The following is a 13,493-nucleotide window of genomic DNA, read 5'->3' on the forward strand; positions in this document are numbered from 1 at the left end:
GGAAAGTCACGGTGCCTGATCGGCGCCGGTGAGCGGGGGCTGGTGCGTCCAGCTGCAAGGCGGAGGAGGGCGTCGACGCGATGGGGGTCCCCCCGCGCGAGCGCAGTCGAGCGTGGGGGAGTCGGCACCCGACGACAACGCCGCAGGTGGGCGTGCCAGCCCCCGCGTCTGCGGCATGATCCGCCGGCAGGCCCTAGACGGCAGTTGGAGCCGGAGCCGCGTCCCCACGGGCCCTGGGACAGCACCGAGGCGCGCGACCCCGGCGAGGGCCGGGTGGACCTGGGCGGCCTGTCCCGGTCGCGAGCACCCTTCCACCGGCGTTGCCCGCGCCGGCCGTGACGGTGTGACGGTGTGACGAAGCACGAGGGCCCGACACGTGGTCGGGCCCCCGCGCCCGTCAGGGCACGTCAGCGATCGAGCGGCCCGCCCAGTCGGGAGCCGGTTCGGTCAGTTCCGTGAAACGGTGCCGGACCGCGGCCGGGAACTCGGCGGCCCGGCCCGCCTGCTGGTCGACGTGGACCGTGAGCAGTTCGGTCGTCGCCACCGGGGCCGCGTCGGGCGTCGGCTCCGACTCCGGTTCCGACACCACGTACATCTCGTGCACGAAGCGCGCCTTGCGCGCCGCCGCTCCCAACACGCGTGTGCGGATGGTCAGGTGCGCGGCATCGGGCACGTCCTGGAGGAAGCGGATGTGCGACTCGACCGTGTAGAGGGAGCAGCCCGTGGACTCGCGGTAGCCGGAGTCCAGACCCGTCTCGATCATCAACGCGTCCGTGGCGTGACCGAAGACGAGGACGTAGAAGGCCTCGCTCATATGGCCGTTGTAGTCGATCCACTCCGGACGGACCGTGCTGTGGAACAGAGGGAGCCTCGTCATCGGGAGTCCTCCTCGCGGTCCAGGCGGCCGGTGGCGCGCAGCACTTCGATGACGCCCCGGTCGCGTTCGGCCACCAGGTCCGCGATGGAGCGGCCGTCCGCCGCCTCGTCGCAGCCCGCCACCACGGCGTCGTACAACTCCTTGTCCAGTTCCGGCGCTTCGAGGCGCGTCCACGGTGACTTCAGGGACGGACCGAAGTGGTCCAGCATGTGCGCCATGCCGCCCTCGCCGCCCGCGAGCGCGAACGTCAGCATCGGCCCCATCACCGCCCAGCGCAGCCCGGGACCCTCGGTGATCGACAGGTCGATGTCCCGGACCGTCGCCTCGCCGGCCGCGACCATGTGCAGCGCCTCGCGCCACAGGGCCTCCTGGAGGCGGTTGGCGATGAAGCCCGGTACCTCGTTGTCCATCGTGATGACGGACTTGCCCGCGACCTCGTAGAAGCGGAAGGCCCAGGCGACCGCCGTCGCATCGGTGTGCTCGCCGCCGACGACCTCGACGAGCGGGATGAGGTACGGCGGGTTGAACGGGTGGCCGACGACCAGTCGCGACGGATCCGCGGCCGTCGTCTGCATGTCGGTCATCGGATAGCCGGAGGTGGAGGAGGCGATGACCACGCCGGGCGGCGTCGCCGCGTCCAGGCGGGCCAGCAGATCGCGCTTGAGGTCGAGTTTCTCCGGCGCGCTCTCTTGCACGAACTCGGCGTCGGCCACGGCTTGTTCGAGAGTGTCGGTCACGGTGAGCCGGTCGGTCGACGCACCCTCGGCGAGACCGAGCAGGGTGAGCGCCGGCCAGGCGGCGTCGACCAGGCGGCGCAGTTTCCGCCCGGCGTCGGGCGCCGGGTCCCAGGCGGTCACGTCGTAGCCGCGCGCCAGGAAGTGGGCGACCCAGCCGCCGCCGATGACTCCGGCGCCGACGCAGGCGACCCGGCGGACGTTCTCCGGTGAGGCGATCTCCGGCGATGCCGGCATCGGTGATGCCGTCACCGGTGCTCCGGTCTGCGGTGTTCCGGTCTGAGGTGTTCCCGTCTTCGGTGTCGTCGGCTCGGGCGAGGTCGTCTCGGGTGAGGTCATGAGAGGGATCCTTCGTCGTCGCGGCGGGCTACTTGCGCGGCTTGAGGCCGAGGGTGGCGCGGGCCTCGTCCGGTGTCGCGACGCGAGCGCCGATCGACTCGGTGAGGGTCACGGCCCGCTCGACGAGCTGGGCGTTGGTCGCCTTGTTGCCCTTGCCCAGGTACAGGTTGTCCTCCAGGCCCACGCGGACATGACCGCCGAGCAGGATCGACTGCGCGACCCACGGCATCTGCATCCGGCCGAGCGCGAAGCTCGCCCAACGCGCTCCGTCCGGGAGCATGTTGACCATCGACTGGAGGACTCCGGGATCAGCGGGCGCGCCCCACGGAACGCCCATGCACAGCTGGAACACGGTCGGGTCGTCGAGCAGGCCCTCCGCGAGCAACTGCTTGGCGAACCAGAGCTGACCCGTGTCGAAGATCTCCAGCTCGGGCCGGACGCCCAGCTCCTGAATGCGCCGCGCACCCGCGCGCAGCATGTCGGGCGTCGAGACGTAGAGGTTCGAGCCGTCGCCGAAGTTGAGGGAGCCGCAGTCCAGCGTGCAGATGTCGGGAAGCAGGTCCTCGACGTGCGGAAGGCGCTCCAGACCGCTGACGAGGTCGGTGCCGGGGAGGTGGGTGAGCGGGTCGTCCGGGTCGATGACCAGATCGCCGCCCATGCCGGCGGTGAGGTTGATGACGACGTCGGTGCCGGTCTCCTTGATGCGCTCGACGACCTCCCGGTACAGCTTCGGGTCGCGGGACGGATCGCCGGTCTCCGGATCGCGTACGTGGATGTGGACGACGGCCGCTCCGGCGGCGGCCGCCTCCACGGCGTTCCTGGCTATCTGTTCCGGGGTGACGGGGACGTGGGGGCTCTTGCGGACGGTGTCGCCGGCGCCGGTGAGCGCGCAGGTGATGATGACGTTCTCGGTCATGGGCATGCGGGGGCCTCCCGGAAACTTGCCGCTCCGGCGATGCGCGGGGCGGGGCGGGGTGGGGTGGGGGGTGCGGGGCAGGGGGCGTGGAGGCAGGGGCGAGGCTTCGGTGGCTTCTGGGCTACGGAGCCAGGATCGTGTGGGTGACGTGGGTGGTCAGTGCCGCGTGCATCGCGTCCGCGGCCGTGGCGGACGACGGCCCGCTCACCGAGAGGACGTGTGTCGCCAGGCCGTCGATCAGCGCGGTCAGCGTCAGCGCCGCCGCCTGCGGGTCCAACCCGGCGCGGAACACGCCCTGTCCGACACCTCGGCGTACGACGTCGGCGACGGTCTCCCGCCACTGCCGGTAGTACTCGGAGTGCAGCCGGCCCACGGCCGTGGAGCGCGCGGCCTCGGCCCAGAGATCGAGCCACACCGCCCACTGGCGGCGCTGCTGCGCGGTGCGCGGCGTCTGCAGCTCGATCAGCTGACGCAGCTCCGCCGCCGCGTCGTCCGCCTCGGCGAGACGGGCGGCACGGCGCGAGGTGTCCTCGTCCATGCACCAGCGCACGGCCGCCTCCAGGAGTTCGGCGCGACCCGGGAAGTGGTAGTGGATCGCGGCGCTGCTGGTGGCGCAGGCGCGGGCGATGTCGGCGACCCGCACCGCGTGGAAACCGTGCTCGGCGATCAGCCGGACCGTCTCGCGGACGATCTGCAGCGGTCGCCCGCCCTCGACGCCCGCGGCCGGCGCCGCGGCCTCCTCGCGGGGCCGGGTGCCGAGCAGCCAGCCCGCGTCGGCCCGGCCTTCGTCGGCGATCCGCGCCAGCTCCGCGGCCGTGAAGCGGCGGGTGCCGCTCAGCGAACGCGAGAGCTTGGACGGGTCCATGACGACACGGCGCGCGAACTCGCGCTGGCTGACGCCCGCGGCCGCGATGACCTCGCGGACACGGGCGGCGGCGTCGGCGGTCGGTGCGCCGTCTAGGACATCGTCGGTTTCCACGGGCATGACCTTAGAAGCGTGTTGCGAAAAACTCAACACTCCGGGAGAGAGGAGACCCAGGTGAAGAGTCCTATTGAGAAACTGACTGGTGTGCCAGTCAGAAGCGCAACGGTCTCGGCCCCCGGGCTCGGCCGCCTGTCGGGCGCTGGCGCACGAGCGCGGGCGTACGGGCGGAGTGCTCCGGTGGAACTTCGCCGGTGAGTCCGACTGCGCATGGCTTGATGCGGTGTGCCCTGCTCGGGATGTGCTCACCCCAGCCAGACCCGTGTCGCGAGGGGTCGGGCCATCTCGTCTCAGAGGGTGTGGCCACCGACGACCACTGAGTACGACCGGGGGTTAGCCGCTCTCCCCGAACCGACCGGACAGAAGATGGCATCGTCACGGAGTACGGCACCGCTCGGGCGCCCGCTGTCGGTCACTGAGGTTACGCCTCCTGCTTGGCGTCGATCTCGGCGACGAGGGCCTCGATGCGGGTCCGGATCTCGTCGCGGATGGGGCGGACCGCGTCGACACCCTTGCCGGCCGGGTCCTCCAGGGCCCAGTCGAGGTACTTCTTGCCGGGGAAGACGGGGCAGGCGTCGCCGCAGCCCATGGTGATGACGTAGTCGGACGCCTGGACGGCCTCGGTGGTGAGGATCTTCGGCTTGGCGTCGGCGATGTCGACACCGACCTCCCTCATCGCCTCCACGGCGGCCGGGTTGACCTGGTCGCCCGGGACGGAGCCGGCGGAGCGGACCTCGACGCGGTCGCCCGCGAGGTGCTGGAGGAAGCCGGCGGCCATCTGGGAGCGGCCCGCGTTGTGGACGCAGACGAACAGCACGGAGGCGAGCGGAGCGGAGGACATGTGTTTTTCCTTCACGGAGCGAGTGGCAGGTGGTGTAGGGGGCTCAGGTGCTCGGCAGGCCGGCGAGCAGGTCGGTGATCCGACGGTCGATGTCGTCGCGTATTCGACGGACGACCCCGAGCGGGGCGCCCTCGGGGTCGGCCACCGGCCAGTCCGGATGGCGGCGGCCGGAGGCGATCGGGCAGGCGTCGCCACAGTCCATGGTGATGACGAGTGGGGACGACGGACATGGGAAGACCCTTTCGACGGGCCCATGGATCAGCCCCGGCTGGTATCAGTGCCGGATGATGTGAGAGTATCAGCCCATGATGACGTCAGTCGACACTGACCTGATCCGGGTGCTGGCCGACCCGCTCAGGCTCCGGATCGTGACCCTGCTGGCCCGCGAGACGCTGTGCACCACCCACCTCGTCGAGGAGACCGGCGCCCGGCAGACCAACCTCTCCAACCACCTGAAGGTCCTGCGCGAGGCCGGGGTCGTGGAGACCGAGCCGTGCGGGCGCTTCACGTACTACAAGCTCCGCCCCGACGTCATCGCCCAGCTCGCCGGGCAGTTCGCCGACCTGGCCGAGTCCGCCCGCACCGCCGCCGACAACAAGAGGGCCTGCCCGTGACCTCCACCGAGCCCACCACCTCCGCTCCGGCCGGGGCGGGGGACGACTCGATCGTCAAGAAGCTCTCCACCCTCGACCGCTACCTCGCGGTGTGGATCCTCATCGCCATGGCCGTCGGCCTGGGGCTCGGGCGAGTGATCCCCGGACTGAACGACGCGCTGGCGAAGGTGGAGGTCGGCGGCATCTCCCTGCCGATCGCCCTGGGCCTGCTGATCATGATGTATCCGGTCCTGGCCAAGGTCCGCTACGACAAGCTGGACGCGGTCACCGGTGACCGCAAGCTGATGATCTCCTCCCTGGTCATCAACTGGGTCCTCGGTCCCGCGGTCATGTTCGCCCTGGCGTGGATCTTCCTGCCGGACCTGCCCGAGTACCGCACCGGCCTGATCATCGTCGGCCTGGCCCGCTGCATCGCCATGGTCATCATCTGGAACGACCTCGCCTGCGGCGACCGCGAGGCCGCCGCCGTGCTGGTCGCCCTGAACAGCGTCTTCCAGGTGATCGCATTCGGCCTGCTGGGCTGGTTCTACCTCGACCTGCTGCCCGGCTGGCTGGGCCTGGGCGACGGGGAGCGCCTGGACATCTCGATGTGGGAGATCGCCTTCAACGTGGTCGTCTTCCTGGGCGTCCCCCTGCTGGCCGGCTTCCTGACCCGCCGTATCGGCGAGAAGAAGATGGGCCGCGAGAGCTACGAGTCCCGCTTCCTGCCGAAGATCGGCCCCTGGGCGCTGTACGGGCTGCTCTTCACGATCGTCATCCTCTTCGCCCTCCAGGGGAAGACCATCACCTCCCAGCCGCTGGACGTCGCCCGCATCGCGCTGCCGCTGCTGGTGTACTTCGCGGTCATGTTCTTCGGCACCTTCCTCCTCGGCAAGGGCCTCGGCCTGGCCTACGACCGCACCACCACCCTGGCGTTCACCGCGGCGGGCAACAACTTCGAGCTGGCCATCGCGGTCGCCATCGCCACCTTCGGCGTCACCTCCGGCCAGGCCCTGTCCGGCGTCGTCGGACCGCTCATCGAAGTCCCGGTGCTCATCGGCCTCGTCTACGTCGCGCTCGCCTGGCGCAAGAAATTCACTGCCGACGCGGTGACCACGACCCCATGACCCAATACGTGGATGTGGTGGTGGCCGGCGGCGGCCAGGCAGGGCTCGCCGCCGGCTATCACCTGCGTCGTCAGGGCATCGACTTCACCATCCTCGACGCCGAACCGGCGCCGGGCGGGGCCTGGCAGCACATGTGGGACTCGCTGCGCCTGTTCTCCCCGGCCGACCACTCCTCCCTGCCCGGCCGGCTCATGCCCACACAGCCCGGCGAGACCTACCCCGACACCGGTCACGTGGTGGACTACCTGACCGGCTACGAGAAGCGCTACGACCTGCCCGTCCAGCACGGCACCCGAGTGGACGCCGTGCACCGCGACGGCGACCGGCTCCTGGTCGAGGCCGACTCCGGCCTCTGGCGGGCCCGGGCAGTCATCAGCGCCACCGGCACCTGGTCGCGGCCCTTCGTCCCCGCCGTCCCAGGCAGCAGCGACTTCACCGGGGGCAGTCGCACACCGTGAACTACCGCCGCCCGGGCGACTTCGCCGGACAGCACGTCCTCGTGGTCGGCGGAGGAGACTCCGGCGCCCAGATCGCGGCCGACCTCGCCCTGGACGACCACGTCGAGACGACGTGGGTGACCCGGCGTCCACCCCGCCTCCTGCCCGACGACATCGACGGCCGCGTCCTGTTCGACGTCGCCTCCGCCCTCCCCCACTCTCGGCTTCGCTCGAGCGGGGGGACCCCCATCGTGCCCTCGACGCAGGCCGCAGCGACACAGGCGGGATCGCCTTACTCGGGGACGTCGTCGCCGTCCCGCCGGTCCGCGCCGCCGGACTCCTGCGGGCCCGCGCCCGATGTTCCGCCGGCTCACCGCCACCGGCGTCCAGTGGGACGACGGCAGTCGGTCGGAAGCGGACGCGATCATCTGGTGCACCGGCTTCCGGCCCGCCCTGGCCCACCTCGGCCCGCTCGGACTGCGCGGCCCGCGCGGCCACGTCGCGACCGCCGGTACCCGAGCCGTCGGCGAACCCCGCCTGCACCTGCTCGGATACGGCGACTGGACCGGCCCCGCCTCCGCCACCCTGATCGGAGTGGGCCGCCCTGCCCGCGAGGCCGCCCAACAGATCGCGCGTCAGATAAATCCCTGACCCCCGTGACCAGCCGTACGGCAGACCAGCCGTACGGCACGTCAGACCCGGCTCGGGCGGTGGTCAGCCGCGCAGGTCGAGCATGGCCGCCATGGCCGCCACCACGGACGGGGCGACCTGGTAGTAGACCCAGGTGCCGCGCCGCTCGGAGGTCAGCAGTCCGGCCTCGCGCAGCTTCTTGAGGTGGTGGGAGACGGTCGGCTGGGAGACGCCGACGTCCGCGATGTCGCACACGCACGCCTCGCCGCCCGGGTGGGAGGCGACCTTCGAGAACAGCCGCAGGCGCACCGGGTCCGAGAGGGCCTTGAACATGGCGGCCATCTTCTCCGCGTCAGCCCGGGACAGCTCGCCGGCGGTGATCGGCGGGCAGCACGGCACTGCGTCGCCGTCCTGGAGTACGGACAGTTCCGCGACCTCTGATTTCGACATGCGTCTATGTTGACACTCGTCGATACGAGTGGCAAGCTCCGAGACGTGAAGAGACATCGACAGACATCGAAGCAAGGAGTCGTCGTGACCACCTCCCTCCGTACCGCGCTCACCGCGGCCCGGGCCCGCCGCACCACCCGCCACCTGGCCGGAGTCAGCTTCTGCGACAGCTGCGCCCAGGTCAGCGACAGCGCCTCCCGCGTGGCGGAACACCGGCGGCACGCCCGGACGACCGCCCTCACCCACGCCCGCTGACCCCTTCACCCCAGAGGAGACCGAGCATCATGAGCACCCAGCAGCTCCCCGTCGTCGTCATCGGAGCCGGGCCCGCCGGACTCGCCGCAGCCGCCCACCTCGTCGAGCGCGGCATCGAGCCCCTCGTTCTGGAAGCGGGCGCCAAAGCCGGCGCGGCCGTGCGTGAGTGGAGCCACGTGCGTCTGTTCTCCACCTGGGGCGAGGTCGTCGACCCGGCCGCCGAGAAGCTCCTGGCCCCCACCGGCTGGACCCGGCCCGACCCGGCGACGTATCCGTCCGGCGGCGACTGGGCCGAGCAGTACCTGCGGCCGCTCGCCGACGCCCTCGGCGACAAGGTCCGCACCGGCGCCACCGTCACCGGTGTCTCCCGCGCGGGCCGGGACCGGATCGTCGACGCCGACCGGGAACAGCAGCCGTTCGTCGTGCACGTCGAGTACGCCGACGGCCGCGAGGAGCGCGTCCTCGCCCGCGCGGTGATCGACGCCTCCGGCACCTGGGCCACGGCCGGCCCGGCCGGCGGCAGCGGCCTGCCCGCACTCGGCGAGAAGGCGGCGGCCGACCGGATCACCTACCGCGTCCCGGACCTGACGAACCCGGCGGTCCGTGCCCGGTACGCGGGCAGGCGCACGGCCGTCATCGGTTCGGGAGCCTCCGCGTTCACCGCGCTCGCATACCTCGACGAGCTGGCCGAGTCCGAGGACGCTTCGGGAACGCACGCGGTGTGGATCCTGCGCCGGGGCATCTCCGGTTCCACCTTCGGCGGCGGCACCGCCGACCAGCTCCCCGCCCGCGGTGCCCTCGGCCTCGCCGCGAAGGCCGCCGTCGACAAGGGACACGCGGACGCGGTCACCGGCTTCCGCACCGCGGCGTTCGAACGCGACGCCGACGGACGCCTCGTCCTCCTCGGCGAGGACGGACGCCGTCTGGACGCGGTGGACGAGGTGATCGTACTGACCGGGTTCCGCCCCGACCTGTCCTTCCTGGACGAGCTGCGCCTGGGCCTGGACGAGCGCCTCCAGGCCCCGGTGGAACTCGCCCCGCTGATCGACCCCAACCAGCACTCCTGCGGCACCGTCTACCCCCACGGCCACCGCGAGCTCTCCCACCCCGAGCAGGGCGTCTACCTGGTCGGCATGAAGTCCTACGGCCGCGCCCCCACCTTCCTCGCCATGACCGGGTACGAGCAGGTCCGCTCCGTCGCCGCGGCCATCGCCGGCGACCTCGACTCCGCCGACCGAGTCGAACTCACCCTCCCGGAGACCGGAGTCTGCGGCGGCGCGGGTCTGTTCGACACCCCCGACGCGCAGCAGGCCGACGGCGGCGGCTGCTGCGCCGCACCGGAACCCCAGCTCGTCCGACTCGCCGCGCCCGCGGCAGTGGGCGCCGCCGCCGAGGACGCTTCGGCGGGCGGCTGCTGCGGCTCGTGACCGGCCCCGACACCCGCGACTGCGCGGCCGGAAGCCACCCGGTCGGTGGGCGGCCGATGCGGCGGCAGTGACTTGGCCGATCGGGACCTGGGCAGGCGGTTCCCGGGAACGGTTCAGGAATCCCGCCCCGAGCGGTCGACCCGCCGCACGACGGCGCCCCGGTGCGACATACTCTCCCAGTGAGTTCACGCACTTCCCCGATCAGCCGGCCGATCACGATACGGAGGGCCGTTGCACGGGACGCCAAACGGCTGACGCGGCTCGTGCGTGGCTCAGGCGCCTACGCGGGTGAGTACGCAGCCGCAGTCGCGGGCTACCGGGCCGGGCCTGATTACATCGAGGCCCACCGCGTCTTCGTGGCCGTCGGCGCCGACGAGCACGGCGGCCGGGTGCTCGGCTTCTACTCGCTCGTCCTCGCTCCACCGGAGCTCGACCTGCTGTTCGTCGCCGACGAAGCGCGAGGAAGGGGTATCGGACGGCTGCTCGTCGCGCACATGCAGTCCGAGGCCCGTGCCGCCGGGCTCGACCGTGTCAAGGTCGTGTCGCATCCTCCCGCCGAGGACTTCTACCACCGCGCAGGTGCGGTGCGGATCGGGACCGTGCTCGCGAATCCGCCCGCCGTGCCGTGGGACCGTCCCGAATTCGAGTTTCGCGTCGCTTCGGAATGACGCGGTGTGCCGGTCCGCGGGCACCGCCGGATCGACGAGCTAGATGGCGGCCTCGGCTTCGAGGTCGAAGGGGACACCTGTGAGCTGTTCGCTCTTCGTCCACAGTCGCCCGCCCTGCACGGGGTCGTCGGCGCCTGTGGGGAGCTTGGCGGGCTTGGGGGTGCCGGAGGTCTGGTCCCGTCCGGCGGGGCCGATGAACCTGCCCGACTGGACGTACGGGCTGGTCGCCGCGTACAGGGAGGGCCAGGCGGCACCCTCGGCCGAGCCCATGAGCAGGCGTGCGGCGATCGGGGTGACCACGCGGCTCAGAGCGCCGTTGCCGTGTTGCTGCAGGCCGGTCATCGCTGATCCGGGGTGGACGACGAGCGCCTTGACGGGGCTGTTCGCAGTGCGGCGCGCGAGTTCGAGGGTGTAGACGACGTTGGCGCGCTTGGACTTGGCGTAGGCGCCCATGGCGCGGTAGCTCTTCTCGCTCATCAGGTCGTCCAGCCTGCCCATCGGCCACCGCGCCGCGATGGCGCTGACGGTAACCACCCGCGGTGCGGTCGAGCGGCGCACGGCGGGCCAGACCTGGGCGTCGAAGGCGAAGTGGCCGAGGTGATTGGTGCCGACCGTCATCTCGTGGCCGTCGTGGGTGGTCCGACGCTCGGGCAGGTTCATCACACCGGCGTTGTTGAAGAGCAGGTCGACCGTCTCGGTCTCGGCGATTCGGGTGGCCGCGTCGCGGACGGAGGAGAGGTCGGAGAGGTCGAGCAGGAGGGTGTCCGTCCGGGCCTCGGGGGTCGCGGCGCGTATGGCCTCCGCGGCTCGGTCCAGCTTGGTCCGGCTGCGGCCGGCCAGGATGACGCGGGCCCCGTGCCGGGCGAGCGCGCGTGCGGTCTCGAGTCCGATCCCGCCGTTCCCGCCGGTGATCAGTGCGGTGCGGCCGGTCTGATCGGGGATGTCGTCGGGGGTCCAGTGGGTCACCGTCGTCACGCTCCTCGGATTCGTTGAGTTGATTCGTGCTCGGTCACGCGGGGTTCGGCGACGGCTTCGTGTCCTGGTGCGATGCCCAGGACACGCCTCCCTTTTTTCAGACCGGTGGTCTGTTTGGCTGCGGCCCAACATAGGAGACCGCTGGTCTGATGTCAAAAGACCGGCAGTCTGTAAACTGGGGGTATGACGAACTTCCAGCGCGCGCGCAGTGAGGAGCAGCGTGAGATCCGGCGCCAGGCCATCCTCGACGCCACCGTCGCCATGCTCGAGGAGATGCCCATCGCCGAGATCAGCCTGAACGAGCTGAGTCGCCGCGCAGGGCTGGCGAAGTCCAATGTGCTGCGCTACTTCGAATCGCGTGAGGCGATCCTGCTGGAGCTGCTCGACCGTGCCTGGCGGCAGTGGGCGGCCGACTTGCCTGCCCTCGTGCGCGCCGGTGTCGACGAGGACGCTCCGGTGAGCCGGCGTGCGGAGCGGTTCGCCGCCGTCATCGCGGGCTCCCTCGCCCAACGCCGGGTCCTGTGCGACCTGCTGAGCGCGCAGGCGGGCGTACTGGAACACAACGTTTCCCCGCAGGTGGCCGCCCGTCATAAGCGCGCGGCCGTGGCCAACGTCGCCGACATCGCGGCGTTGGCCCACCAGTACCTCCCTGAGCTGGGCAACAGCGCACCGCGGTTGACCGCAGCCATGATCATGGCCGTCGGCGCCGTCTGGACACACGCACGGCCCTCCCCGGCGATGCTCGCCGCCTACGAAGCCGACCCCTCACTCACCGCGTTCAAGCTGGACTTCGTGACCGCCCTGCAGGAGATGCTGGCCACGCTCACCGCGGGCACCATCGCCCGCGCCTCCGCGTGAGCCCGTCCAGGCGGTAGCCGTGGGCCGCATCCGTGACCGATCGACTCCGTGCGGGCCGGGCCGCACGCGACGTGGATCGACGTACGACGGAATCGCCCCTGGCTCTCGGCTGCCGCGACAGGAGCACCATCCCTGTCTCCGTATGGAAGACGGGCGCAGCCCCCTCGCTGCACCGGTTGACTCTTGCATTCACAAGTAAAGTGCGTGCACAGGAATGGAATTGAAGGTGTACGCGGGTGGATGCCATGACTGATGGTGCGTCTGGTGTTTCCTGTCCGGCGACCATTGACGGCCCGGCCGGTGCGGTGTTTAAGTGACGCATCTCGATCGGAGACAGTGTCCTCTTATAGGAGACAGTGCATTGGTCACCCAGATCCTCACCTCCTCGCTCAAGACGCTTGAGGTCCTCGCAGCCCTGGCCGACGAGCCGCAGGGGGTAGGTGTCTCCGAGCTGGCCCGTCGCACGGGCGGCAACAGGGGATACGTGCACCGGCAGTTGGTGACGTTGTGCGCGGGCGGTTGGGCGGAGCAGGCGGAGGACGGGACCTACCGGCTCAGCCTCCGTGTCTCCAGGCTCTCCGACGCCGCGTTCGCCCAGGCCGGGCTCGGCCACCGGGCCACCGCGGCGATGGAGGAACTGGCCGCCCTGGTCGACGAGACGGTGTCCCTGGCCGTCCTCGACGGCGACTCCGCTCGGATAGTGCAGCGGGTCGAAGTGGACCGGCTGCTGCGCGTCGACTCCAGGATCGAGGCGCGGATGCCGATCTCGGACACCGCCTCCGGCCGGGTGCTCACCGCCTGGGCGCTGCCGCACGATCTGGCAGCGCTGCGGGACGCGGGCGTCCCCACCGCCGGCGACGCCGAGTTGGAGCACATCCGGCAGCTCGGCTACGCGATCTCGCTGCCGAACCGGCTGGAACCGACGGTCGCCGTGGCGGCCCCGGTCTTCGACGCCAGGCGCCGGGTGATGGCGGCTCTGTCCGTGGTCGGCCCGATGGTCCGCTTCGACGCCGAGGCCGCGGCGGGCGACGCCGTGGCCTGCGCGGCCCGCGTCACCAAGATCGTCTCCGGGAGCAGGTGACCGCCGCCGTCCGACTCCTCGCCACCGCGCCCCGACCCGGGCCGCGTCCGCAGCCCTCCGCCCCTGCCTCCGTTCCCCTCGCACGGTGCCGGCCCTCGTCCGCCCGAACGCGGCCCCACGCGGCATCCTGGCGCCGCCGCCCCTGACCGGGGCGTGCCCCGCCACGCCGCCACCCCCGCGCACCACCTCGCGACCGGTCCCCATCCCCTGCCTGCCGTCCCCTCAGTTCTCCGTGTGCCTGGCCCCGGGCTGCCCTCTGCCCTGCCGCTCGCCCGCACCCACCCAGTCGCCCCGCACAGGCCG

General features: G+C 71.4%; 15 protein-coding genes and 2 pseudogenes. 9 read left to right on the top strand and 8 right to left on the bottom strand.

The features are described 5' to 3' along the window. Positions 1–195: 195 nt before the first annotated feature. Positions 196–291, top strand: a pseudogene (locus QC283_RS10600) (DUF3710 domain-containing protein); the annotation flags it as partial. A gap of 106 nt (positions 292–397) precedes the next feature. Here the strand turns inward: QC283_RS10600 and QC283_RS10605 are convergent. From QC283_RS10605 to QC283_RS10630, 6 genes are all read right to left on the bottom strand, one after another. Next, the gene (locus QC283_RS10605; protein WP_279561167.1) at positions 398–877 is read right to left on the bottom strand and encodes a thioesterase family protein; all 480 of its coding nucleotides are present in this window, start codon (positions 875–877) and stop codon (positions 398–400) included. Then, complete coding sequence (locus QC283_RS10610; protein ID WP_279561168.1) at positions 874–1,950, bottom strand: 3-hydroxyacyl-CoA dehydrogenase NAD-binding domain-containing protein; 1,077 nt, start codon at positions 1,948–1,950, stop codon at positions 874–876. Before QC283_RS10610 ends, QC283_RS10605 begins: the two co-directional genes overlap by 4 nt. 28 nt (positions 1,951–1,978) lie before the next feature. Further along, positions 1,979–2,872 (bottom strand): 3-keto-5-aminohexanoate cleavage protein, encoded by an 894-nt coding sequence (locus QC283_RS10615; protein WP_279561169.1) that lies wholly within the window; start codon positions 2,870–2,872, stop codon positions 1,979–1,981. A gap of 115 nt (positions 2,873–2,987) precedes the next feature. Then, complete coding sequence (locus QC283_RS10620; protein WP_279561170.1) at positions 2,988–3,845, bottom strand: TetR/AcrR family transcriptional regulator; 858 nt, start codon at positions 3,843–3,845, stop codon at positions 2,988–2,990. Positions 3,846–4,269: 424 nt separating this feature from the next. Further along, complete coding sequence (locus tag QC283_RS10625; RefSeq protein ID WP_279561171.1) at positions 4,270–4,689, bottom strand: arsenate reductase ArsC; 420 nt, start codon at positions 4,687–4,689, stop codon at positions 4,270–4,272. 43 nt (positions 4,690–4,732) lie between these two features. After that, positions 4,733–4,891, bottom strand: a complete 159-nt coding sequence (locus QC283_RS10630) for a hypothetical protein (RefSeq protein ID WP_279561172.1) — start codon at positions 4,889–4,891, stop codon at positions 4,733–4,735. Positions 4,892–4,994: 103 nt separating this feature from the next. Here QC283_RS10630 and QC283_RS10635 point away from each other — a divergent pair, with 103 nt between their 5' ends. The 3 genes and pseudogenes from QC283_RS10635 to QC283_RS10645 all read left to right on the top strand — a co-directional run bounded on the left by QC283_RS10635 (position 4,995) and on the right by QC283_RS10645 (position 7,497). Next, a complete protein-coding gene (locus QC283_RS10635; protein WP_279561173.1) occupies positions 4,995–5,303 on the top strand; it encodes an ArsR/SmtB family transcription factor in 309 nt (102 codons plus the stop codon). Then, positions 5,300–6,409 (top strand): ACR3 family arsenite efflux transporter, encoded by a 1,110-nt coding sequence (arsB, locus tag QC283_RS10640; RefSeq protein WP_279561174.1) that lies wholly within the window; start codon positions 5,300–5,302, stop codon positions 6,407–6,409. Before QC283_RS10635 ends, arsB begins: the two co-directional genes overlap by 4 nt. Then, a pseudogene (locus QC283_RS10645) lies at positions 6,406–7,497 on the top strand (ArsO family NAD(P)H-dependent flavin-containing monooxygenase). Before arsB ends, QC283_RS10645 begins: the two are co-directional and overlap by 4 nt. Before the next feature lie 63 nt (positions 7,498–7,560). Here QC283_RS10645 and QC283_RS10650 read toward each other — a convergent pair. Next, positions 7,561–7,926: an ArsR/SmtB family transcription factor gene (locus QC283_RS10650; protein WP_279561175.1), complete on the bottom strand. Its 366-nt coding sequence runs from the start codon at positions 7,924–7,926 to the stop codon at positions 7,561–7,563. Positions 7,927–8,010: 84 nt separating this feature from the next. On the opposite strand from QC283_RS10650, the gene QC283_RS10655 reads away from it, so the two are divergent. The 3 genes from QC283_RS10655 (at position 8,011) to QC283_RS10665 (ending at position 10,276) form a co-directional block, all read left to right on the top strand. Continuing rightward, positions 8,011–8,181, top strand: coding sequence for a hypothetical protein (locus QC283_RS10655; protein WP_279561176.1), 171 nt, complete (start codon positions 8,011–8,013; stop codon positions 8,179–8,181). A 29-nt stretch (positions 8,182–8,210) separates the two neighbouring features. Beyond that, positions 8,211–9,608, top strand: a complete 1,398-nt coding sequence (locus QC283_RS10660; protein WP_279561177.1) for an NAD(P)-binding domain-containing protein — start codon at positions 8,211–8,213, stop codon at positions 9,606–9,608. 179 nt (positions 9,609–9,787) lie between these two features. Continuing rightward, entirely contained in the window at positions 9,788–10,276 is a 489-nt protein-coding gene (locus QC283_RS10665) for a GNAT family N-acetyltransferase (RefSeq protein ID WP_279561178.1), read from the top strand. Positions 10,277–10,315: 39 nt separating this feature from the next. Here the strand turns inward: QC283_RS10665 and QC283_RS10670 are convergent, their stop codons facing one another. Continuing rightward, on the bottom strand, positions 10,316–11,242 hold the full coding sequence (locus QC283_RS10670) for an oxidoreductase (protein WP_279561179.1): 927 nt from the start codon (positions 11,240–11,242) through the stop codon (positions 10,316–10,318). A 192-nt stretch (positions 11,243–11,434) separates the two neighbouring features. Between QC283_RS10670 and QC283_RS10675 the strand changes: the two genes are divergently transcribed. After that, positions 11,435–12,109 carry a TetR/AcrR family transcriptional regulator gene (locus tag QC283_RS10675; protein ID WP_279561180.1) on the top strand — a complete coding sequence of 225 codons (675 nt, stop codon included), beginning with the start codon at positions 11,435–11,437 and terminating at the stop codon, positions 12,107–12,109. Positions 12,110–12,470: 361 nt separating this feature from the next. After that, positions 12,471–13,190 carry an IclR family transcriptional regulator gene (locus tag QC283_RS10680; RefSeq protein ID WP_279561181.1) on the top strand — a complete coding sequence of 240 codons (720 nt, stop codon included), beginning with the start codon at positions 12,471–12,473 and terminating at the stop codon, positions 13,188–13,190. Positions 13,191–13,493 lie beyond the last annotated feature (303 nt).

This window comes from Streptomyces sp. DH41, assembly GCF_029813785.1.
Lineage (GTDB): Bacteria > Actinomycetota > Actinomycetes > Streptomycetales > Streptomycetaceae > Streptomyces.

Coding starts and splice junctions, on each gene's coding strand:
- QC283_RS10605 (WP_279561167.1), bottom strand. CDS start 877: ATGACGAGGCTCCCTCTGTTCCACAGCACGGTCCGTCCGGAGTGGATC.
- QC283_RS10610 (WP_279561168.1), bottom strand. CDS start 1,950: ATGACCTCACCCGAGACGACCTCGCCCGAGCCGACGACACCGAAGACG.
- QC283_RS10615 (WP_279561169.1), bottom strand. CDS start 2,872: ATGCCCATGACCGAGAACGTCATCATCACCTGCGCGCTCACCGGCGCC.
- QC283_RS10625 (WP_279561171.1), bottom strand. CDS start 4,689: ATGTCCTCCGCTCCGCTCGCCTCCGTGCTGTTCGTCTGCGTCCACAAC.
- QC283_RS10630 (WP_279561172.1), bottom strand. CDS start 4,891: ATGGACTGTGGCGACGCCTGCCCGATCGCCTCCGGCCGCCGCCATCCG.
- QC283_RS10635 (WP_279561173.1), top strand. CDS start 4,995: ATGATGACGTCAGTCGACACTGACCTGATCCGGGTGCTGGCCGACCCG.
- QC283_RS10650 (WP_279561175.1), bottom strand. CDS start 7,926: ATGTCGAAATCAGAGGTCGCGGAACTGTCCGTACTCCAGGACGGCGAC.
- QC283_RS10660 (WP_279561177.1), top strand. CDS start 8,211: ATGAGCACCCAGCAGCTCCCCGTCGTCGTCATCGGAGCCGGGCCCGCC.
- QC283_RS10675 (WP_279561180.1), top strand. CDS start 11,435: ATGACGAACTTCCAGCGCGCGCGCAGTGAGGAGCAGCGTGAGATCCGG.